The 21,895-nt window shown below is 57.7% G+C and carries 14 protein-coding genes and 1 pseudogene; 10 read left to right on the top strand and 5 right to left on the bottom strand.

Annotated features, from left to right (window positions below; all coding sequences use genetic code 11):
• Positions 1 to 18 precede the first annotated feature (18 nt).
• The 6 genes from UH5x_RS13285 to UH5x_RS13310 are packed head-to-tail and all read left to right on the top strand — an operon-like array spanning position 19 to position 11,259.
• Positions 19 to 939, top strand: a complete 921-nt coding sequence (locus tag UH5x_RS13285) for a DUF58 domain-containing protein (protein WP_482635911.1) — start codon at positions 19 to 21, stop codon at positions 937 to 939.
• Positions 936 to 3,050, top strand: coding sequence for a BatA domain-containing protein (locus UH5x_RS13290; RefSeq protein WP_482635912.1), 2,115 nt, complete (start codon positions 936 to 938; stop codon positions 3,048 to 3,050). Before UH5x_RS13285 ends, UH5x_RS13290 begins: the two co-directional genes overlap by 4 nt.
• Complete coding sequence (locus UH5x_RS13295) at positions 3,031 to 6,969, top strand: coiled-coil domain-containing protein (protein ID WP_482635913.1); 3,939 nt, start codon at positions 3,031 to 3,033, stop codon at positions 6,967 to 6,969. Before UH5x_RS13290 ends, UH5x_RS13295 begins: the two co-directional genes overlap by 20 nt.
• On the top strand, positions 6,966 to 9,389 hold the full coding sequence (locus UH5x_RS13300) for a hypothetical protein (protein WP_482635914.1): 2,424 nt from the start codon (positions 6,966 to 6,968) through the stop codon (positions 9,387 to 9,389). Before UH5x_RS13295 ends, UH5x_RS13300 begins: the two co-directional genes overlap by 4 nt.
• Complete coding sequence (locus UH5x_RS13305; protein WP_482635915.1) at positions 9,386 to 10,483, top strand: hypothetical protein; 1,098 nt, start codon at positions 9,386 to 9,388, stop codon at positions 10,481 to 10,483. The genes UH5x_RS13300 and UH5x_RS13305 overlap by 4 nt, the downstream gene beginning before the upstream one ends.
• On the top strand, positions 10,480 to 11,259 hold the full coding sequence (locus tag UH5x_RS13310; protein WP_482635916.1) for a hydroxypyruvate isomerase family protein: 780 nt from the start codon (positions 10,480 to 10,482) through the stop codon (positions 11,257 to 11,259). Before UH5x_RS13305 ends, UH5x_RS13310 begins: the two co-directional genes overlap by 4 nt.
• On the opposite strand, the gene UH5x_RS13315 is transcribed toward UH5x_RS13310, so the two are convergent.
• Positions 11,246 to 13,951: a DEAD/DEAH box helicase gene (locus tag UH5x_RS13315; protein WP_482635917.1), complete on the bottom strand. Its 2,706-nt coding sequence runs from the start codon at positions 13,949 to 13,951 to the stop codon at positions 11,246 to 11,248. The genes UH5x_RS13310 and UH5x_RS13315 overlap by 14 nt on opposite strands.
• Positions 13,952 to 14,699: 748 nt before the next feature.
• Between UH5x_RS13315 and UH5x_RS13320 the strand changes: the two genes are divergently transcribed.
• The 3 genes and pseudogenes from UH5x_RS13320 to UH5x_RS13330 form a co-directional block, all read left to right on the top strand.
• On the top strand, positions 14,700 to 15,932 hold the full coding sequence (locus UH5x_RS13320) for a DUF1559 domain-containing protein (RefSeq protein ID WP_047815770.1): 1,233 nt from the start codon (positions 14,700 to 14,702) through the stop codon (positions 15,930 to 15,932).
• A 111-nt stretch (positions 15,933 to 16,043) separates the two neighbouring features.
• On the top strand, positions 16,044 to 16,217 hold the full coding sequence (locus tag UH5x_RS13325; RefSeq protein ID WP_236696425.1) for a hypothetical protein: 174 nt from the start codon (positions 16,044 to 16,046) through the stop codon (positions 16,215 to 16,217).
• A 248-nt stretch (positions 16,218 to 16,465) separates the two neighbouring features.
• Positions 16,466 to 16,564 (top strand): annotated as a pseudogene (locus UH5x_RS13330) (hypothetical protein); the annotation flags it as partial.
• A gap of 62 nt (positions 16,565 to 16,626) precedes the next feature.
• On the opposite strand, the gene UH5x_RS13335 reads toward UH5x_RS13330, so the two are convergent.
• Complete coding sequence (locus UH5x_RS13335) at positions 16,627 to 17,259, bottom strand: phosphoesterase (protein WP_482635918.1); 633 nt, start codon at positions 17,257 to 17,259, stop codon at positions 16,627 to 16,629.
• A 91-nt stretch (positions 17,260 to 17,350) separates the two neighbouring features.
• Positions 17,351 to 18,052, bottom strand: a complete 702-nt coding sequence (locus UH5x_RS13340; RefSeq protein WP_482635919.1) for a DNA-3-methyladenine glycosylase — start codon at positions 18,050 to 18,052, stop codon at positions 17,351 to 17,353.
• Here UH5x_RS13340 and UH5x_RS13345 point away from each other — a divergent pair.
• Positions 18,040 to 19,260, top strand: coding sequence for an amidohydrolase family protein (locus UH5x_RS13345; protein WP_482635920.1), 1,221 nt, complete (start codon positions 18,040 to 18,042; stop codon positions 19,258 to 19,260). The two genes, UH5x_RS13340 and UH5x_RS13345, sit on opposite strands and share 13 nt — an antisense overlap.
• Here UH5x_RS13345 and UH5x_RS13350 read toward each other — a convergent pair.
• Together UH5x_RS13350 and UH5x_RS13355 are read right to left on the bottom strand one after the other, a co-directional pair.
• Complete coding sequence (locus UH5x_RS13350) at positions 19,197 to 19,976, bottom strand: CPBP family intramembrane glutamic endopeptidase (RefSeq protein ID WP_047815766.1); 780 nt, start codon at positions 19,974 to 19,976, stop codon at positions 19,197 to 19,199. The genes UH5x_RS13345 and UH5x_RS13350 overlap by 64 nt on opposite strands.
• A 9-nt stretch (positions 19,977 to 19,985) precedes the next feature.
• Positions 19,986 to 21,836 (bottom strand): ATP-binding cassette domain-containing protein, encoded by a 1,851-nt coding sequence (locus UH5x_RS13355; protein ID WP_482635921.1) that lies wholly within the window; start codon positions 21,834 to 21,836, stop codon positions 19,986 to 19,988.
• Positions 21,837 to 21,895 lie beyond the last annotated feature (59 nt).

The raw sequence follows: 21,895 nt of genomic DNA on the forward strand, positions 1-21,895 counted from the left end.
GGTGACACCGCTGCCTCGATGGACCCGCACGCATTGATGCGGATCAAAAATCTCCAGTTGCGGTCGAAACTGGTTGTCGAGGGCTTCTTTGGTGGCTTGCATCGCAGCCCCTTGCACGGGGCCTCGGTCGAATTCAGCGAATACCGAGCCTACTCACCCGGCGACGACCCGCGAGGGCTGGATTGGAAACTGTTCGCCCGCACCGATCGCTACTACATCAAGAAGTTCGAAGACGAAACGAACCGCCGTTGTTACCTGTTGGTCGATCAAAGCCAATCGATGGGCTACGGATCGCTCGAATACACCAAGATGGAATACGCGAGAACATTGGCCGCCACGCTCGCCTACTTCCTGACTTTGCAACGTGACCATGTTGGTTTGATGACGTTTGATGAAGCGATCGCGGACGTCGTCCCTGCTCGCAGCCGCGTTGGCCATCTTCGCCAGATCCTCGGTTGCCTGGCACGTCCAACATCGGGATCCGGAACCGACATCAACGGACCGATTTCTCAAATCGCCGCCATCACCCGCCGCCGTGGTTTGGTCGTGCTGATCAGCGACATGCTCTCGCCCACCGAAGAACTGCAACGTTCTCTCGCATTGTTGCGGTCGCGACAACACGAAGTGATCGTGCTGAGGATCCTGGATCCCAACGAAGTCCATCTTTCGGTGGATGAATCCAAGGTGTTGGTGGACATGGAAACCGGACGCAAAATCCAAGTCGATCCGGACGCGACTCGCAAAGCTTACCAAGCTGCCTTCCAAGAACACGCCGAGGCAGTTGAGTCGATCTGCAATGCGGTGGGCGCGGCGATTTACACCAGCACCACCGACCGTCCTCTGCAAGAGTCGCTGTCTGACTTTGTCTCCGCTCACCAACGGCGCTGCGTGGGTGCCAGCCGATCCGGCATGCTGAGCTCAGGAGGCACTTCCGGATGAGCATGCTCGCCCCGTTTTTCCTGGCCGGTGCACTGGCCGTCGCCGCACCAATTTTGTTCCACCTGATTCGGCAACATCCCAAGGGTGCGTTGCCATTCAGCTCGGTGATGTTCCTGCGAGAGGTCCCGCCACGGCTGACCCGCCGCAGCCGATTGGATCAGTGGCCGTTGCTGCTCCTTCGAGCCTTGGCTTTGCTGCTGTTGGCCGCCGCGTTCGCCCGACCGTTCCTCCGCGGCGCCTCCGACCAATTCAGCGACACTCCCGTCCGCCGAATCGCGGTGTTGATCGACCGCAGCGCCAGCATGCAGCGGGAGGACCTCTGGGACCAGGCGGTCAAGAAAGCCGAAGAGGTTCTAACGGACCTTTCCGCTCAAGACCAATTCGCGGTGTTTGTGTTCGACACCGAAACCGATCGAATCTGGGAAACATCGCTCGCGGCAACATCCGATGAACGCCAGAGTGCTCTCGCCTTGCAGGCGTTGAAGGAAATCCAACCCACTTGGCGAGCCACTGATCTCGGATCCGCTCTTCGCGAAACCGCGGATTGGGCTCAGTGGCCGACCGAATCACGAGCTCCGGCCGAGAACGATTCCAATGAAGCTGAACCGGCGACGCGAAATCAGCCCCCAGGCCCAGCCAGCATCGTGTTGATCTCAGATCTGCAAGACGGTTCCAAGATCGATGCATTGCAGCAAAACACATGGCCTGAACAGGTCACACTGGATATCCGCCGAGTGGTCCCCGCCGAACAAGGCAATGCCACCGCAATCGTGATGAACGACCAAACGATGGAGAACTTGCAAGATTCAACCGGCAATGAACCCGATCGAAAGTTGCCCGTCCGAGTCGTCAATTCCAAGCTCGCTTCGCAGTTTGATTTGACGCTGCAATGGAAAGACACGAGCGACAAGCAAACGATTCAGGTCGAGGCGGACGCAACGCAGATTGTCCGCATGAACCAACCATCCGATTCCGCCACCGCGATTGTCTTGTCAGGCGACGACTCACCGTTTGACAACACGATTCACTGGGTCGCTCCGGAAAAGCGTTCGTATCGGCTGCTGTATGTCGGGGAGTCTGAAGACGATCCTCGCGAAAGTTTGTTTTATTACCTCGAACGCGTTCCACTCGACAACGCGACGCGAACGGTCTCGATGGAAACGGTCGTGGTCGCGCAATTGCCATCCGACTTGGATCCGCGTGAATGCCCGCTGGTTGTGGTCGGCGAGGTCGCCAACACCGACTCATTCTCCCAAACCCTTCGAACCTACACCGAAGCTGGCGGCCGAGTGCTGTTCGTGATGGATGAATCCGACAGTGCGTCGAATGTTTTGAATTGCATTGCATCGATCACAGACGACGATTCGCTTTCCACCCAGGAAGCCAAAATCGATGACTACGCCATGTGGTCGCGAGTTGATTTCTCGTCGCCCTTGTTCGCTTCCATGGCGGATCCGCAGTTCAACGATTTCAGCAAGATTCAATTTTGGAATCACCGAAATGTATCGGGACTCGAAGCGGCCGACTGGAACGTTTTGGCAACTTTCGATTCTGGTGCACCGGCATTGGCGCAGTCTGGCAACATCTGGTTGCTAACAACGGGCTGGCAACCATCATCGAGCCAATTGGCTTTGTCGACCAAGTTCATTCCCTTGATCGCGCAGATGTTCGCTGGCAACGAGCGAGCGGCTACGTCTGTGGCTGGCCACGTGGTCGGAACGCCGCTTCCCTGGCCACCAACTGAAGGCGCGGAACTGCTTCGCTCGGACGGTGAGTCCTCGCCTTACGAGCAAGCTTCGGACGCTGACTTCGTTGATCGTCCAGGCGTCTATCGACTGAAATTACCCGATGAAGAGCCCATCCCATTCGCCAGCAACCTGTCAGAATCCGAGAGCCAAACGGATGCGATGGACGAAGACACGCTCGAGCGATTGGGCATTGGCTTGGGCGAAGCAGCCACGGCTGAAAAACTGACTCAAGCGACGCTGCAACTGCGAGATCGTGAATTGGAAAGCAACCAACGTTTGTGGCAATGGTTGTTGCTCGCTGCGATCGGACTGTTGGTGATCGAAACCCTTTGGGGAGGACGCTATGCGAAACGAATTGCTTGATTGCATCGATCCCGTGATTCGTCGGATGCGACGACTGCGTTTCTGGCAATCGCTCGGCTGGCTGGCTTGGACGATCGCCTTGATCGTCCTGGTGTGGCTGGTGTCGACCCAGCGGACGTTCGCTTTGCTTTCGTCGATGACGTTTTCAACGTCCTCTCTCTCCAGTTCAATCGCGATCGTCTCGACGCTGGTGATCGCAGCGTTGGTTTGTTTGATCGCGGCTCGCTTGCGAATTCGGAACGTGCAGTCCGTGGCGAGAGAAATCGAACATCGCTACCCGGACCTCGACCAACGCCTGATCACGGCCGTCGATGACTCCGTTGCCCAACACCCCGACAGTTACCTGAATCAACGGGTGATGCGTGAGGCTCGCGAGCATGCGCGTCGGAACAATTGGCCCGATGTCGTGTCTTCGCGTTGGCTTTGGGTCAACCGATTGTTTGGCTTGTCGGGAACACTCGCGACACTTGCCTTGGCCGCCTTCTTTCTACTCGCCAAACCGGACACTTCCGCCACTGCCTCTTCGGTCGTGTTGCCCAAACCCGATGTGGTGATCCAGCCTGGCAGCACGGAAATCGAACGCGGCACCAACTTGTTGGTCACCGCGGAATTCCAAGCCGACTGGATTGGTCGCCAATCCGCTGTTGAGCCGGAACTGGTCCTCACGGCCATCGACCATCAACCGATCGAACAACTTGCCGACACCGACCAAACTCTCCCCGAAACCCCGCTCGAACCTCGAGTCGCTCGTCTGCCGATGCGACGGAGCATGGCCGACCCCATCTGGGGCGGTCTGGTTCCCGAGGTCGACGAATCGTTCACCTACCGAGTCGCGCTGCCTCACTGGTCAAGCGAAGAGTACCGCGTCGAAGTATTCGAATACCCGGCTGTCAGTCGAAGCGACGCCGCGATCGTTTACCCCGAGTTCACCGGACTGGAAAACCGCCGCATCGAAGACACGGTGCGGGTCTCGGTGGCCAAAGGCAGCGAAGTCACCTGGTGGGTTCGACTCAACAAACCAGTCACGTCGGCTCGACTCTTCCCCAAGCCATACAAGAAAAACGAAGCCAACTACGAAGACTCCTCTCCCTTGGAGATGACCCAAGCCCCCGAGCGTCCCCTGTGGTGGTCCGTCGCAATCAAAGTGGAAGAAAGCGAACGATACGACGTCGGGCTGAAAGACGACAAAGATCGCACGAACCAGCTCTCGACTCAGTTCATCGTTCGAATGCTCCCCAATCAGTCGGCCAAGATTCGCCCCACGATCGGTGGCGATGTTTCCGTCTCAGCATTGGAAGAGTTCCTGATCGCGGCGGAAGTCCGAGACGATCACGGACTCGCTCGCGCGGGCGTTTCGTTGACCTTCGCAGGCAAACCGCCGCAAGACATTGTGTTGGCCGAGAACATCGCCGCCAACCAGAAGCAAACGATCCAGCACATGGTCGACATGGAATCGCTCGAGGCCAAACCGGACGATTTGCTGTCGTATTCGTTCTGGGCCGAAGACAAGGTCGCCAATGAATCCTCGGAAACCAACGTCCGTCGCACGCAGAGCGATTTGTACTTCGCCGAGGTCCGACGGTTCGAAGAAATCTTCCGCGAAGGCGATCCTCAAGCCAGTCAACCTTCGGAACCATCGGAACCGAGCGAGCAAGAACAACAAGCCGAAGAGCTGATCGAAACTCAAAAGCAAATCATCCAAGCCACTTGGAAGTCATTGCAATCGACTGTCCGATGGAACGAGCAAACCACGGCCGACGTTCGCGTGATCGCCGATTCTCAACAAGACGTGATCGCTCAACTGGACGAACTGGCTCAGGAACTCACCGAAGCCGAATCCAAGCAGCACGCCGCCAATGTCCGGCAATCCATGCTGACGGCGGTTGCCGAACTGAATCGAGCGATCGAGACCAACGATCGCGAACCGCTGTCCGCCGCTGTTGTGGCGGAACAATCCGCTTACGCGGGCCTGCTTCGGATGCGAGCCAGCGAATTCGAAGTTTCGCGTTCGCAACAGCAACCCAGCCAGGGATCCGCGGGCCAACAACGCAAACAACAGCAACTCGACGAACTCGAGCTGGATCAGGAACAGGACCGCTACGAAACACAACAACAAGCTCAGATGACGCCCGAGCAGCAAGCTCAACGCGAAACGCGTCAGGTGCTCAGTCGTCTGGGTGAACTGGCGCGTCGCCAACAAGACCTCAACGAGGAACTCGCGCAGCTTCAGTCCGCGTTGCAATTGGCCGACGAAGAACAAGAAAAGGAGGAACTCCGCCGGCAACTGGAACGACTCCGTGAACAGCAGCAGGACATGCTTCGTCAAACCGACGAACTGATGGAACGCATGAACTCACCCGAAAATGCATCCAACATGCAAGAAGCCAGCGAACAACTGGAACAGACACGTGAAAACATTCGCGAGGCGGGTGAAGCGATGGAACAACAGGACGCAGCGACGGCCTTGTCCAGCGGCAAACGCGCCGAACGTGAACTGGAATCCGTTCGAGAAGAAATTCGCGAACAAGCCGCCGGTCAATTCAATGAAGCGATGCAGTCGATGCGTGACCGGGCTCGCGACCTGAACACAGGACAACAGGAAATCGAAGAACAACTGTCTGAGATGGATGCCCCCAGCGATTCGCCTGGACTGCGTTCCAGTGGCAGTCGCGAAGAACTGAAAGAAGCCCTGAGTGAGCAACGTGAAGCTCTGACGGAACTGATGGAGGACATCGAAGAAGTCGTTCAGGAAGCAGAGGAGTCCGAGCCATTGTTGGCTCAAAACCTGTACGACGCTTTTCGCGAAACGCAACAACGTCGGGCAGAAGAACGACTCGATGCCGCCAGCCAACTTCTCCAGCGTGGCTTTGACACCCAGTCCCAGCAGATGGCAGGGCAGGCTGGGGACGCGATCGAAGAATTGAGCGAGCAGATCGAAGCCGCCGCTGAGAGTGTGCTGGGCAACGAAGCGGAAGGATTGCAACGCGCCGCGAATCTGGCCGAGCAATTGGAATCTGCCGTCGAAGACGAAGTCCAACAAGCACGCTCGGACGATCCCAACGGGGCAGGGCAGGGCGGAGCTTCGGAGACAGCAGAACGTGAGCCTGGCGGGGATGAAACTCGAGACGGGCAGCCTGGTGAAGGCCAACCCCAACCCGGCCAACCGCAACCCAGCGAAGAAAACCAACCGGGCCAAGGCGGGCCCGGGCAACCGCAAGGTGAACAACCACCGGGTGAATCCGAAGGTGGCCAACCCACACCATCGGGCTCGCCTTCCCAGTCAAACTCACCAGGGCAGGGCGGTGCAGGGCAGGGCGGACAAGCTCCAGAGGGACAAGTTCCAGCCGAACCGACTCAGGGTGAACCAGCCGAAGGCAGCGAACCACAAGAATCTTCCGAGCGTCCGCCAGGACCTCCTGGACTTCGCCCCGGTTCGCAAACGCAGCCAGGCCAACCCCAAGAGGGTCAGGCACAACCAGGCGAATCGCAATCTCCCTCCATGTCGCCCACACCGGGGCAACCCGGCGGAGCCAATCCATCAGCGGCCCAAGCTCCGTCCTCTCCCAGCAACTTCACGTCACCGCTGACCGGCGAAGGATTTCGCGAATGGTCCGATGGTTTGCGTGACATCGAGGAGATGGTCTCCGACCCCGAACTGCGGTCCCGTGCCACACGGATTCGGGAACGAGCCCGTGACATGCGGGAAGAGATTCGCCGTGAATCCAAACCACCTCAATGGGATCTGGTGGAGGAAATGATTGTCGAACCCATGCGTGAACTCAAACGTGATCTCGCGGAGGAATACATGCGGCGCAGTGCGAAGAAGCAATCGCTGGTTCCAATCGATCGTGATCCGGTTCCGGACCAGTACTCCGAAGCGGTGCGTCGTTACTACGAACGAATTGGGAGTGGGCTTTGAACGACGCTCTCAACTCGTCTGACAACTGGGCCCAACATTTGATCTGGGGTGCCCCAGAATGGATCGTTCCAGCAGGAATTCTGGCGGTCGTGTTGGCCGCTGCGATCGGTTGGTCCTACACCCGGTCTCGCGCGAGCACCCCGATTCGCGTGCTCGCAGCGACACTGAAACTGATCGCCGTCGCATTGATGCTGATGTGTTTGCTTCAGCCGATGTGGCGGGGCGAACGACCGCGTCCACAAGCCAACCTGTTTCCGATCCTGGTCGACACCAGCCAGAGCATGCAGCTTCAAGACGACGAGGAAGGACTTTCACGGGGGCAGAAGTTTGCCAACGAATTGGCAAACGATTCCCCTTGGCGAGTTCAACTGGAACAAACCTTCGATGTTCGTTTGTTCGGAGCCGATGCTCGACTGAGTCGCCTCGCCGACATCGACACCCTGGACTTCAACGGCATGCAGTCGTCGCTGCAAACCTCGATCGATGCGTTGTCACAGCGACTGGAAGGACGCCCCGTGGCCGGTGCGTTGCTGTTCAGTGATGGCAACCTCACGGACTCCGCCGCCGCAAAAATTGGGAGCATGGGTTTTCCCTTTCCAATCTTTCCGGTGCTCCCCGACAGCCCAACCACACCGACGGATTTGCGATTGGAACGAGTCAGTGTGACTCAAAGTGATTTTGAGACCTCGCCGATGACCGTTCGCGCCGACGTGATGGCGACGGGGATCAAAAACCAAGAAGTCGTTGTTCAATTGCTGAACGCATCCGGAACTTCCGTCGAAGAGCAGACCGTCACCATCGAAGAAGACGGCGAACTGCAATCCGTCACGTTTCGCTTTCGTCCCGAACAGGCGGGCACTCAGTTCTATCGCGTGCTGGCGTTTGCGCCATCACAACGCCAATCGATTCGATCGCAAATCGAGGAAGGCAACGCGTGGTTGGAAGGATCCTCGGGCGATGAAGCCACTCTGCGAAACAACCAGCGTTGGATCGACGTCCAACCTCGGCGCGGCCCGTTTCGAATTCTGTACCTGGCCGGACGTCCCAACTGGGAGTTCAAATTCCTTCGGCGTGCGTTGCAAAGCGACGCGGAAACTCAGCTGGTGGGACTGCTTCGGATCGCTGACAAGGAACCCAAATTCAGCTTCCGCGACAAAGGCGTTAACAGCAGCAACCCCTTGTTCGCGGGTCTGGGAGAAGACGAGGAAGAAACTCGCGAGCAGTACGACGAAGCCGTCATGATCCGATTGGGTGTGAAGGAATCCGAAGAACTCAGCAAAGGGTTTCCTGAAACGCCCGAAGAACTGTTCGGCTACCACGGGATCATCCTGGACGACATCGAACCGGAGTTTTTCACTCAGGACCAAATGCTGCTGCTGCGACAATTCGTGAGCCTGCGGGGAGGCGGTTTGCTGATGCTGGGCGGCCAAGAATCGTTCAATGACGACTCCTTTGGCAAGACTCCGCTGGGCGAACTTTCCCCCGTTTATGCTCCGCGAAATCGATCCGACCAACCGGCTCCCAGCGGCAAGTGGTCGATCACACGCGAAGGCATGCTGCAGCCTTGGCAACGCCTCCGCGAAACTGAAACCGCTGAAAAAATGCGGCTGTCAAAGATGCCACCGTTTCGAGTCACGCATGAAGTGGGCGACATCAAACCGGGCGCCATCGAACTGGCTCAGTTGGAATCAGCGTCCGGCCAGTCCGCCCCCGCTTTCGTCACCCAGCGATTTGGAAAAGGGCGAACGGCCGCGATGCCGATCGGCGATTTCTGGCGTTGGTCAATGCAAAAGGACCAGAACGAAACCCCCACCGAAGCCAGCGACGATCCCGCGCAGGCGTGGCGTCAGATGGCACGCTGGTTGGTCGGCGAAGTCCCTCGCCGGGTGGAACTGACGATTCAACCCGAGGGCTCGACCGGGTCGACCCACCTGCGAGTCTTGGTGCGAGACGAATCGTATCTGCCAATGGAAAATGCAACCGTGACACTGAACGTGACCGGCGAAGATGGCGTCGCGATCCCGCTCACCGCTCGGCCGGATGCAAATGAACTGGGAACCTACACCGCAAACTTCGTTTCTCGTGTATCCGGTCGATTCACCGTGTCGGCCGATGCGAAAGCGGCGGATCAAAGCTTCATCGGAAACGACGAAGGCGGCTGGGTCAGCGATCCTGGCATGGAAGAAACCCAACGACTGTCATGGAACGAAACTTGGCTCAGCAACCTGGCCGAATCCACGGGCGGAGAAGTCCTGCGAGTTTCTGATCTGGGCAACTTTGTCAGCGACCTTCCCAATCGAGAAATACCGGTGACCGAAACTTGGGTCTATCCACTTTGGCACCAAACATGGGTGATGCTACTCGCAATGGCGTGTCTCTGTGGCGAATGGGGACTTCGACGATGGAAGGGACTCGCATGAACAACCGATCGAAAATCCTGCACCGCCAAAAGTGGACCAAGCTTTGCCTCACGACGGCACTGTGCCTGCCCGCATCGACGTTGGCATGGGGGCAAGACACATCCACCATCGAACCGGCCGCAAAACTCGAAGTTGGCGACGACTCGAACGCCCCCGAACTGGAGGCAACCGAAATCAATCGTGGCGACCTGATCGTCGTGGTGGGCGCCGCCGGTGAGGAAAACTACGAGCCCGTTTTTCGCGAGTGGTCCGGCACGTGGATGCAACTTGCGAAAACAGCAAAGCTGAACGCGGTTCGGATTGGGGACGCGTCCACAAAAAGCGAACTGGATGACCTGCAGTTGCTTGAGAAAGCCTTGCAGGGTTTCGAAACCGATTCGCCGCGACCGCTGTGGATTTCCTTGATCGGGCATGGCACGTTTGCTCGCAACGTCGCCAAGTTCAATTTGCGAGGGCCGGACGTTTCGGCGGATCAAATGAAGGGCTGGCTGGCGGGTTTCAAGCGTCCCGTCGTGATCGTCAACAACGCCTCGTCGAGCGGCCCGTTCATCAACGCTTTGTCGGGTCCCAATCGAATCATCGTGACGGCAACCAAGAGCGGCAACGAACAGAATTTCGCGAGGTTCGGGCAGTACTTTGCAGAAGCCCTGGCGTCCCTCGATTCCGATCTCGATCACGACGATGCCGTCTCGATTCGCGAAGCGTTTGTGAGAGCGAGCAAAGACGTCGAACTGTTCTACGAAGCGGAACATCGCATCGCGACGGAACATGCCTTGATCGATGACAACGGCGATGGGCTTGGGTCGCAAGCCGACGATCTTCGCAAACAGGTGCTCACTCCAGAACAACTGGCAAAGCTCGACGGAAAACAGGCGGGGCGAATGACGATCGCCCCGGTTGCCAACTCACTGAATTGGACCGACGATCAACTCCGACGTCGCGACGAACTGGAAGACCAACTGGATGCACTTCGCATGCAGCGACTTTCCGATCCCGCCGCCTTTCCTGACAACCAATGGGCGGACCACCTGGAAACAATCCTGGTCCCGCTCGCCGAACTCTACCACGAAGTTGAAAGCAACTCGCCTCCATGAACTCCCCCGCCCGATTGAAAGCCTCTGTCTGCGTGGACGCTGTCCTCGAAAACCTGTCCACCGTGGAGGCGATGAAATTGGTCGCTGAGTGTGGCTACCCCGCCTTCGAATTCTGGAAGTGGTGGGACAAGGACCTGGACGCGATCAATCAAGCTCGGGAAGAATTGCAACTGCAGCTTGCAGCGATTTGCACGAAGTTTGTGAGCCTGGTTGATCCTTCCACGCGAGCTGAGTACCTAGCGGGTGTGAAGGACTCCATTGCAGCGGCCAAGCAACTGAACTGCCCGGTGCTGATCTCACAAGTCGGTGACGCACGCCCGGGTGTCGATCGTGCTGAACAACGAGACTGCCTGATCGCGGGCTTGAAAGAAGCCGCGTCGATGTTGGAAGATTCGGGCGTGGTTCTGGCGATTGAACCACTCAACGAACGGATCGATCACGCGGGGTACTACCTGGTCCGCAGTGACGAAGCGTTCTCGATCATCGAAGAAGTTGGCAGCCCGAACGTGAAGGTGACGTTTGACATCTATCACCAGCAGATCAGTGAAGGCCACGTGATCGCGAATTCAACACAGAACATCCACGCGATCGCTCACTTTCATGCCGCCGGCAATCCCGGTCGACATGAACTCGACCACGGCGAATTGCATTACCCGTCCATCTTCGCGGCGATCGCGGACACCGGCTACTCCGGCCACGTTGGACTGGAGTATTGGCCGGTGAACGATGCCGCCGCGGGACTTCGCAACGCGGCGTCCTGGATCAAGAAGGTTTGAATTTCTTCTTGCCGCGTTTCGCACTCGGAGCGGTGCTTCCATTGTTGCGGGACTTGTTGCCGAACGAACGCTTTCCACCGCTGAAACTCTTGCCACGCGAATCTCCGCCGCCGGAGAATTTGTTCTTGCGGAAGTTACTGCGAGCACCGTCGCCTTCGTTGTCATCCACCACATCGCCGGCCTCTTCGAGGTTCAACCGTTTCCCGGCGACCCACGTTTTACGAAGCGTTTGATAGATGTCCGATGGCATGCCTTCGGGCAGGTCGATCAACGTGTGCGAATCACGAATGTTGATTGGACCGATGAACTCGCCATCGATGCCAGCTTCGTTGGCAACCGCACCGACGATGTTGCCGGGTTTGACTCCGTCTTGCCAACCCACATCGAGACGATAGCGGGTCATGCCTTCTTTGACGGGCGTCAATGGACGGCCTTTGGGGCGACGAGGGCGATCATCGCCGAAGGATCCACGATTGCCGGATCGGTCGTTCGAATCGAACGAGTCCCGGCCGCGAGAATTGTCGCGTTCGGGACGCTCACGTTGTTTCTTGGGGCGTTCTTTCAACAAGAACGGACGTCCGTCTTGGCTCATTTCGGCCAACGCGGCGGCGATCATGTCCATCGATTTGCCGGTTTCCTCAGCGTACTGAGCGATCATGTCCTTGAAGACAGTCAGATCTTGGTCAGCGGAGACATCGGTGATGCGTTGCTTGAATCGACGGACACGAGCGTTGTTGATGTCGGCCACCGTCGGAAGATCGACGACTTCAATGGGCTGCTTGGTTGTGTTCTCAATGAAGCGAAGCTGACGACGCTGAGCGTTGGTCAGGAAGATGATTGCTTCTCCACTGCGTCCGGCACGTCCAGTCCGCCCGATGCGGTGCACATACGATTCGCTGTCATGCGGCAAATCATAGTTGAACACGTGACTGATTCGCGGAACGTCCAGACCTCGAGCGGCCACATCGGTGGCAACCAACACATCGAGCTGCCCCCGTTTGAGCTGATCAATGGTCCGTTCACGAACTTTTTGCGGCATGTCGCCGTTGAGTGCGACGGCGGAGAAACCTTGCTGGCTCAATTTCTCAGCAACGCTGAGGGTGGAATCCTTTGTCTTGGTGAAGACGATCACGCCATCGGTGTCTTCCACTTCCAAGAGGCGAGCCAAGGCATCGGTCTTGTCGCGTGGCGAGACAAACAGTGCTCGCTGCCGAACCGATGCTGCCGTGATGGTCTTGGATTTGATCGTGATCCGAGCGGGATCGTTCAAGTACTCATCCGCGATCTTGCGAATGGGCTTGGGCAACGTCGCTGAGAACAAAGCGACTTGGCGTCCGTCAGGAGTTTTTTCAAGGACGAATTGCACGTCCTCCAAGAATCCCATGTTGAGCATCTCGTCGGCTTCGTCGAGCACGAGGCAGTCGAGCGAACCAAGGTCCAATGTGCCACGCTTGACGTGATCGATCACTCGACCGGGTGTCCCCACCACAACTTGGACGCCACGCCGGAGTTGACGCAACTGCGGTTCGTAGTCTTGACCACCGTAGATCGCTGCGACTTGGAAACCCTCCAGATCGGCACCGTACTTGGTGAACGAACGAGCGACTTGAATCGCCAATTCTCGCGTGGGTGCCAGCACGAGCACCTGCGGACGACGGTTGCGAACGTCCACTCGCGACAAGATCGGCAGCGCGAAGGCAGCTGTCTTGCCGGTACCGGTTTGCGACTGAGCCAAAACGTCGCGACCATCCAGCATGTAGGGAATGATCTCAGCTTGGATTGGAGTGGGTTTGTCGTACCCGGAAGCCGCCACTGCCTTTTGCACTTCTTTGCGCAAATCCAGGTCGCGAAACAAGGGCTCGGCGGGCTCGTTTGACTGCGGAGACACTTCTGCCTTCGCACTTTCACTGGACTGAGCGGGCGGGTTCGTTTCTTCTCGAACAGGCGCCACTGGCTGAGCGACTGGCTCGACGGGTTTGACGTCCAATTCTTGCTTGGGAACCGCCACCACTTCGGCAGCAGGCACTGCAGCGGCGACAGGAGCTGCTGCGGCGACAGGTTCTGGCTGTGCAACAGGTTCGGGCTCTGCCACGGGCACTTGTTGAACGATCGGTTCGGGTTGAGCGATCGGTTCGGGCGATGCAACGGGCTGCTGCTCTTCCACCAGCTCCTGCTGAACAACAGGTTCCGACTGAACAACAGGCTCGGGCTGTGCAACGGCCTCAGGCTGTGCAACAGGCTCCGGCTGAACAACGGACTCGAGCGTCGGCTGCGAAACCACTGGCTCTGGTTCGACCACAGGTTGTGGTTCTGGTTGCGATTCTGCCACCACTTCTGGCTCCGATGCGACCGACTGCTCTTGCAGAGCGGGTGGATCCTGAATCGGTTGTTCCAGTTCAGCGACTTCCACTTGAACGGGCTCAACAGACAATTCAGATTGGACCTCCACGGGTGCATCCGAAGTTTCTTCGGTGCAATCGGCTTGGTAATACAACAGTGATTCGTCGACGGTTGGTGAAGCAACTTCGCTCGGATCGATCACAGCGTTGGCATACTGGGTGGCCCACTGGGCGGAAAGATCGACCACAGTCTCCGTGGTCGACATCTCAAACGTGTCCAGAGTTTGTTCTTGCGAGTTCAACTCGGACGTGGGATCGACCAACGTTTCCTTGGAAGCGGGATGATCAGACATCAAAAATCTCGTGCGGTAAAAAGGTAGCCGCACCCAGCTTGCTGATTCGCAGGCGGTCAAGGTCGCGGCAGAATTGGTAAGGATGGAATGCCAAACCAGAAGACTCGTTCAGAGCCTTGAACCTGGTTGCTCGTCGGTTCGATCAGTCACTCCTGACTTTCGAACCCTTGCATTCCGACACAACCGCGACGCCGCTTCTCATTCACTAGAAAGAATCCGCCTCAAGCGATCAATCAAGACGCTCGACGGATTGGATCGCCTCTCGGGTCGTTGCCGAGAGGATCACACTGAAGACCTGTCGCAGAAAAGCCGATCGCGACGTCACTTTGCACGCCGCCGACTTCTGTGGCCCCGAAGAGTAGTTGAATCACCGATTTTGCAATAGGAGAAAAACGAGAATCTGATCGGGATTCCGCGAACGCAACCCACCCTTCCAGTGCAGCAGCAACAACCGCCAGAAGTACACGCAAGAGAAATGCAGGTGGCGAGGACAATCATTTCGAAAAAAACACCTGGTATCAAAAGTTTCATCAACACCCTCACAATGAGCGTGTGTTAGATAATAACCCGTTGGCTCTTTCTAGATTCGCGTGTTCGCCTTCCCCAGAAGAGCAGCAGATCAACACGCAATCGGCCAGGGAGGTGGCTCCAAGCCCCACCGAAACGATCGCCTTTGCCCCTCCGAATTCAAGACTGAATTTTCAGAGCCAGGGCAATCCCATCCTTTTTTTGTTCCATAGAGGTTTTGATGAACACACGTATTTCCCGCCCCCGCGGTTTCACTCTGGTGGAATTGCTCGTGGTGATCGCAATCATTGGCGTACTGGTCGGCTTGTTGCTGCCAGCCGTCCAGGCCGCTCGCGAAGCTGCCCGCAGAATGAGTTGCAGTAACAATTTCAAGCAAATCGGCTTGGCTGTTCACAACTACCATTCGGCATTCAACAACCTTCCTGTGCAAGGCTCCGGAACCTACGCCGTTGGTGGGCGTGACCCTTGGGACAGCGGTCCAAACGGAGACATCTCCTCCAACTACCGCCTGTCTTACTTGGTTGGTTTGCTTCCCTTCGTTGAGCAACAGGGCTTGTGGGAACAGATCTCCAATCCGCTGAGCGTCAACTCCGATGGCTCCGTCCGGAGTCCCGCGTGGCAATCGATGGGGCCGTTCCCTGATCGTGTTCAATACCCACCGTGGGCAACCGAACTTCCTGGTCTTCGTTGCCCCAGCGATCCGGGAACTGGGTTGCCATCGCTTGGACGCACCAACTACGCCGCCTGCCATGGTGACTCGGCCGTGTATTCCCGTGACTCCTACCTGGATGTCGACGAAGTCGGCGAAGGTGGCAAGCTGCCCTACATTTCGGACACCTCCCACGCCAACGCTTCGAATGCATCGCACCGAGGCATGTTTGTCACGGGACGTCACATGAAATTCCGCGACACGCTGGATGGTTTGTCCAACACGATCATGTGCGGAGAAATCGCAACTGACTTGGGCGACAACGACAAACGCACCACTGTGGCAACCAACACCGGCGCGCACGCTGCCCCGAGTGAAAAGAATGAATGCCGATTGAACCCTTCGTACGCCGAACCTTACATCGATCCCGAACGCCCGTTGTTCTGGTCGAACACTGTTTCGAAGCAATCGGTTTGGGGACGCGGATTCCGTTGGCACGACTACATGCCTCCGTACTCCCAGATGACAACGGTCTTGGCCCCCAACGCGCAGCTTTGCTCGGAAGGCACCGACCACCGCGACGTGGTTTCACCTCCTTCGAGCCGTCACCAAGGTGGTGTTCACGTGCTGATGGGCGACGGGGCGGTCAAGTTCATCACCGAATCGATCGAAGCCGGCAACAAGAACGCACCGCAGGTCTCTGATCGCGCGGGATCGCCAACAGCAGGCAGTGCAAGCCCATACGGACTTTGGGGCGCTCTTGGATCGCGTTCCGCAAAAGAAGTGATCGACGGCGAGTTCTGATTTCGCTGCCCTTGCACTCAACTGACTTCGCAACTGCATTCCCATCTTTGACAGATGGGAGTGCAGTTGTTCATTTCGACAGCTTATTTTCTCTCACTTTTGGATTGAACGATGAAAAATTGGACGCTGACTCTCGGACTGCTTGGCTTGTTCCTGGCTCCTCTCGGATGCGATTCCGGCAACAGCAACATTGTTGATAATTCCGACGCTGAAAAAATTGCCGAATACGAAGCCGCACTGGCAGAGGCCGATGCCATCACCGAAGGCTACGAAGGCACGAAGTAACACGGGGCTCAAAAGAGCACTGGCCGGAGCACGAAAGCTCTCGCAGTCACTCATCTTGTTGATTGAACGCGAGGACCTGAATGCACGGTTCGCAAATTGAAAAAAGCGGTCAGCAATTGCTGGCCGCTTTTTTGGGGCCTGCCCCAAACGCTCAATCGCCCGCAGTTTTGGCGACGGCTGGGTTGACCAAACAAGCCGTTTGGGGACGTGGCTATCGTTGGCACGATTGCATGCCACCGTACTCCCAAATGACCACCGTGCTCTCGCCCAATCGCGAACTGTGCTCCGACGGACGGGACCATCGTGACGTGGTCCCCCCCTCCAGTCGCCACCAGGGCGGCGTTCATGTTTTGATGGGAGATGCTGCCGTCATGAACCGTTCATGGCGGCAGTTTTTTTCATCTCTCGACTACACCGTCGCTGGGAACAGCGCGTCCAAAGTGAGCTGGCTCCAGGTTTCCAAGTGCTCGCGTTCTTGTCGAAGCACATCGACGGAAACGAATTGGCCTTCGGCGAGTTCGGGTTCATTGCTGGTGACATGCGGTTGGTCCAGAATGAATCGGTGGACAACACCTAAGTGCACCCGGCCAACTTCGTTGCTGGGGTCGTAGAGCAGTCCTTCGCGTTGATCGACGTAGGAAGCACCGATCGTGACTTCCTCGTCCAGTTCACGACGCATGCCGATCGTGTAGGGATCTTCGTCGCCTCCCGCATCTTCCTGGCTGATATGCCCCCCAACGCCAATGCTGCGTTTGGCGTGCAAGCGTTTTTCGCCCGAACCGCCACCGCGAGTGTACTGAAACCATTTGACGCTGCCGTCCGCTGGATCCGTCCACTGCATCACGACGTAGGGAATCAACTGCTTGAAACTGGGATCAAGCTCCATCGCGCTGCGAGGCCGGTAGGACAATTCATCGCTCGCTAAAATGGGCTGCAAGAATCGATCCACGTCGCGATCAAATCCCTCCAGTTGCCCAATCGATTCGATCAAGGTCGCGGGGATCACAAGGACGTGTTCTTCAGTGGTGGCGTTGGAAGACATGCTGTTATGGAAGTCATGGACAAACTGACGGTTCAGACACCCCGGGCCGTCGAACCGGCCACCGATGGGTCGGTCGCAGTGTAGCGAATTCTCACTGGAGCGAATCCCGACGGGGACGGCGATGCTGGCGAGCCAAGCCACTCACGCACCGATTCCCATCCACAAAGAACCGCAGCGGCAACTCAACGGACTGCGAAATTCCAATCCGGGGCGTGGTGGTGATGCCATTGCGTGGAACACTGGGGCCCGAGAACACACGCCAGCTTTCATCGGCAATTGGATCCACTCCGTCGCATCGACGATCGATCGCCAGGGACTGACACAATCGCCCGGGTCCGGTTGTCAGCGACCTGCCATCGGGAGCCCCTTCCGTCAACAAACCACGGTGATTCACCATGCGGTCAATTCCCCAAACGGGCTCCAGGGCCCGGATCAAAACCGCAGACCCGCGACCGACCGACCCGGTGACCAAATTCACACAATGCTTGGCGTGAATGGGATAGACATACAATGTGCCAGGCCGCCCAAACATGGACGCGTTTCCCGGCTTTGCACCGCGTGCACTGTGACTCGCAGCATCGCGCCGGGACAGGTAGGCTTCCGTTTCCACGATCCATCCGCCGATCCAGGTGCCCGCGATCTGCCGAGCGAACCCGCATCCCAGCAACTGGCGTGCAACGACCTCGGGGCGACGATCAAAGAACCTGGGCGGCAACGACTCCGTCGCCTCCCATTCGAGTTGTCGGTCTCCTTTGTCATTCGCATTGACCTGATTCTGCCTTGCACCATTCATCGAAACAAACCTATCGCGCACGCTGGTTGCTGCCCATCGATGGCGATCCAATCCCCAATGGGATGATCGTGGTTGACTCGGGAATCATGACCTTGATCAGCCCGTTTCAAGATTCCCAAGTCGAAGGCGACCTGGTTGACCTGGGCGACGTTGCGATTTTACCGGGGCTGGTCAACGCGCACACGCATCTCGAATTCAGCGACTTGGTTCAACCGATCGGGCAGGCCGGCATGGAACTGGCTGATTGGATTCGTGAAGTGATCGCGACCCGTGGGATGGTGGATACCAACACGCGACAGAAACATGTTCTGAAAGGGCACGCGGAAGCAATCGCATCGGGAACCCAATTGATCGCCGACATCGTGACCACGCCACTGGAAACGATCCCCAGCAGCACAATCGCGTTCGCCGAAGTGCTCGGGCTGAGCCAAGCACGGGGCGACGAACGGATGGCCCAGGCGGAACAACACCTCGAAAGGAATGCCTCGCCAGACTTGCAAGCCAGTGCTGCCGCCATCAGCCCGCATGCTCCTTACTCGACCCCGCTGCCGTTGCTCAACCACTGCATTGAAACCGCCAAGCGAAACCGGGTTCCCTTGGCGATGCACGTGGCGGAATCCCCCGCTGAACGAGACTTACTGAATCATGGGACCGGACCATTTGCTGAATCACTGCAAGCCTTGGGGTTGCCGGTCGACCAGTTCTTTCCATGGGCAGCACCTTCGCCGTTGGTGCATCTGATCGACTTGCTCGCCAAAGCACCTCGCACGTTGATCGTTCATGGAAACGACCTGAACGAAAGCGAAATCCAACGCATCGCATCGCATCCGAATTGCAGCGTGGTGTACTGCCCGCGAACCCATCATTTCTTTGGGCACTCCCAACACCCCGTCGCGGAACTGCAAGCCGCTGGGATCAACGTGGCGCTCGGAACGGACTCCCGAGCCAGCAACCCGGACCTGAATCTTTGGAGTGAGATCCAGCACTTGCTCCGCCATCGCCAGGACCTGATCCCAACGGAGGTTCTCCGCATGGCGACTGCCAACGGTGCCGATGCACTGGGTCGATCCACGACCCATGGAAGGCTGGCGATTGGCATGCCGGTAAACTTCATCACCGTTGCCACACAAGCCGATCGAGTCGATCAGCTTTGGTCGGACTTTTCATCCGACTCTTCTTCTTCCGCTCGCCCGGCACCCCATAACTGAACCGCATCGTACAGGGCGTGAGCGGTGATCGGGATCAACAGGTTTCCACTGACGATCAACAACGCTCCAAAGTACAACCCCATCAAGGCAGTGATGGCGATGTAGAGCTTGGTGATCGGATGAAACATCCCGAAGGCAAATGAAGAAACCAACCAAGCCGCGGTCAATTCCCAGCCGCCCACACGAGACCACCAGGCCATCAGGCTTTCGTCTGGCCATGCGAATTCGGTGACGGAGTTGGGCAAACTCCCCAGCCATCCACCATAGGCCCACCAGCGCGATGGAGCCTCCAGGTCAGGAGCCAGGGACGCAGCGTCTCCGGCCAACCAAGGCAACAACCAACCGCGAAACAACAATTCTTCGCCAACGCCCGCGCACAGGCTGATCGCAAACAACTCCCAGCCATTCAGCCGCAGCATCAGACCGATCATCGGGTGATCCCCGAGTTTGTCAAGCTCTTCGATGGCGGGGTGTTTGATCCGCCGCAACACGGCGACAAACAACAGCAGCGGGATGGTCGCAACGATCCCCAGCCCGATGCCACCCACCACCGCCGGCACAGCGGTTTCGTTCAGCGGCGGAACCAAATCCCGGGCGCTCGGCCCCAGCAGGTATCCAAGAATCAACGCCAGGGCACCCAACCCGGCTTCGACCGCGACGGCAGTTCGAAAGACGTCGTCGGGGGTTTGTTCGTCGTCCTCGTTGGTTTGCGTCACACGCCTCTCTCAGGATGGGCTTCGGTGTCGGTAGGGATTGAACAACAAATAGTTCAAATGGCGATACAGATCGCTGGAATTCAGCAACTCGGTGTGTCGCCCCTCGCCCACCAAGTTGGGGCCATTGAGCAACATCACCCGATCACAAGAACGTAACGTCTTCAACCGGTGAGGCAACATGACCACCAACGAGCCAGCATCCGCCAATTCACGCAGTGCAATCAAGCAGGGATCTTCGTTGACATGTTCGGTCGGGGCAGGGGGCTCTTTGGCAAGAACAATCGGCGGCCGGTGCAACATCGCACGGGCGATCCCAACCGCGTAGCGAACATCGGTTCCCAACGACTCCGAATCATCGCCGGATCCCAAATTGGAACCTGGCTCAATGATCGTCTCCAAGCCTTCGGGCAGTCGAGTGATCCGCTCGTAGATCCCAAGTCGCTCGAGGGTTTCGACCATGTCACGGTTGTCGACACTGCGGTCGACTCCCGCCATCAAATTCTCTCGCAACGAACCTTCCCAAAGCGGCCCATCGGGCCCGATCCACATCACGTTTTTCGCGAGGGCCTGGGGGTGAACGTCCAACAAGGAGATGCCATCAATCTGAACTTTGCCTCGATGCGGGCGACCAAACCCCATCAGCAATTCCAGCAGGGCACGCGTCGAAACCTCTTCCGTACCGAGGAAAGCCACCAGCGACTTCGGTTGCAACGACAAACTCAAGTCACGCAAGATTGCTTTGCCGGCGGAATCTTGCAGCGAAACGTCTTCCATCGTCACGCAATCTCGAAGCCCGCCCAATCCAACACGTTGTTCGCTAGGCGAAACTTCGCTGTTGGGTTGCAGATACAAGTAGACCGATTCGCAAGCTTTGCTGCTGCGACGGAGTTGCCGTTTGAGTTCACTCAAGCGTGCCGCAGCCAACGCCGCGCCGGTCAACGACAACCCGAGCACCAATGCGGAAGGCAGGCTCAAACCTTGTTCACCCTGCAGTGTGTTCAGCCCCAAACCCAGCAGCATGACTGCGATCGCGACGCCACCGGCCATCATCATCACCGGCCACAATCGCCCTCGTCGGGCGTCATCGCCAGCAATCCGCCGATCCAGTGCATCCAGTTCCGCTTCGTAAGCTTGATTGGCCAAACCGCCCGCTTGCAACCTCGCCATCATGGGCGCGTCGCCGATCAAACCAATCAACCGCTCACGAATCTGAGGGATTTCAAAACGGGAGAGCTCCAACCAATCGGGATTGCGGAGCTTCGCGTAGAAACGCCACAGCGCCACGCCACTGATCACCGCAAGAATCGCCAACCAAACGTTGACCAACAACGCCAGCGTCACGCAACCGATCAACATCAGCACACTGCGTGGGATCGAGCGGTACCACAGCGAGAGACCTCGACCGACCTCGGGCAGATGCCGGCCGATGATCAAACGAGCGCGTTCACGCTGGGCAGCAGCGCCTTCCACTTCCGCCCGCCGCAAGCTTTGCTTCAACGTTCGAGAGTGCAGCATTTTAATCACGCGTCTGGACCGGGCGTCGGCCGAGCGTCGGTGCAACCAAACGGCGAGGCAGAACACGACCGCGATTGCCAATGACAATCCCACCAAGCTGAATAGCTGAACGACTTTGTTCTGCGCCAAAAAGAAATCTGGTAGCGGAATCGAAAGGTGGGTCCCCAACTGAATCGGCGAACGGGACAACCCACCGCCTTCATCCACCAGCACCGCAATGATGCCGAAGACCACCACCAACACCGGAATGATCAAACCGGCAATGGCAGCGCAAACCAAATGCAAGGGTGCGCCCGCCGCTTCCGGTTCGCGACGTGGTTGTTTCAGACTGGAAAAGCGATTCACCGTTGCGAGCCTCGTTGAAAATCTAGCCACCGTTCGTTTGTTATCCCGACCGCAATCGT

The organism is Rhodopirellula sp. UH5 (genome assembly GCF_056839225.1).

Bases quoted from the DNA above. Each gene is read 5' to 3' on its own strand.
- UH5x_RS13320 (WP_047815770.1), top strand. From the start codon at position 14,700: ATGAACACACGTATTTCCCGCCCCCGCGGTTTCACTCTGGTGGAATTG.
- UH5x_RS13335 (WP_482635918.1), bottom strand. From the start codon at position 17,259: ATGTCTTCCAACGCCACCACTGAAGAACACGTCCTTGTGATCCCCGCG.
- UH5x_RS13310 (WP_482635916.1), top strand. From the start codon at position 10,480: ATGAACTCCCCCGCCCGATTGAAAGCCTCTGTCTGCGTGGACGCTGTC.
- UH5x_RS13340 (WP_482635919.1), bottom strand. From the start codon at position 18,052: ATGAATGGTGCAAGGCAGAATCAGGTCAATGCGAATGACAAAGGAGAC.
- UH5x_RS13290 (WP_482635912.1), top strand. From the start codon at position 936: ATGAGCATGCTCGCCCCGTTTTTCCTGGCCGGTGCACTGGCCGTCGCC.
- UH5x_RS13305 (WP_482635915.1), top strand. From the start codon at position 9,386: ATGAACAACCGATCGAAAATCCTGCACCGCCAAAAGTGGACCAAGCTT.
- UH5x_RS13295 (WP_482635913.1), top strand. From the start codon at position 3,031: ATGCGAAACGAATTGCTTGATTGCATCGATCCCGTGATTCGTCGGATG.
- UH5x_RS13315 (WP_482635917.1), bottom strand. From the start codon at position 13,951: ATGTCTGATCATCCCGCTTCCAAGGAAACGTTGGTCGATCCCACGTCC.
- UH5x_RS13285 (WP_482635911.1), top strand. From the start codon at position 19: ATGGACCCGCACGCATTGATGCGGATCAAAAATCTCCAGTTGCGGTCG.
- UH5x_RS13325 (WP_236696425.1), top strand. From the start codon at position 16,044: ATGAAAAATTGGACGCTGACTCTCGGACTGCTTGGCTTGTTCCTGGCT.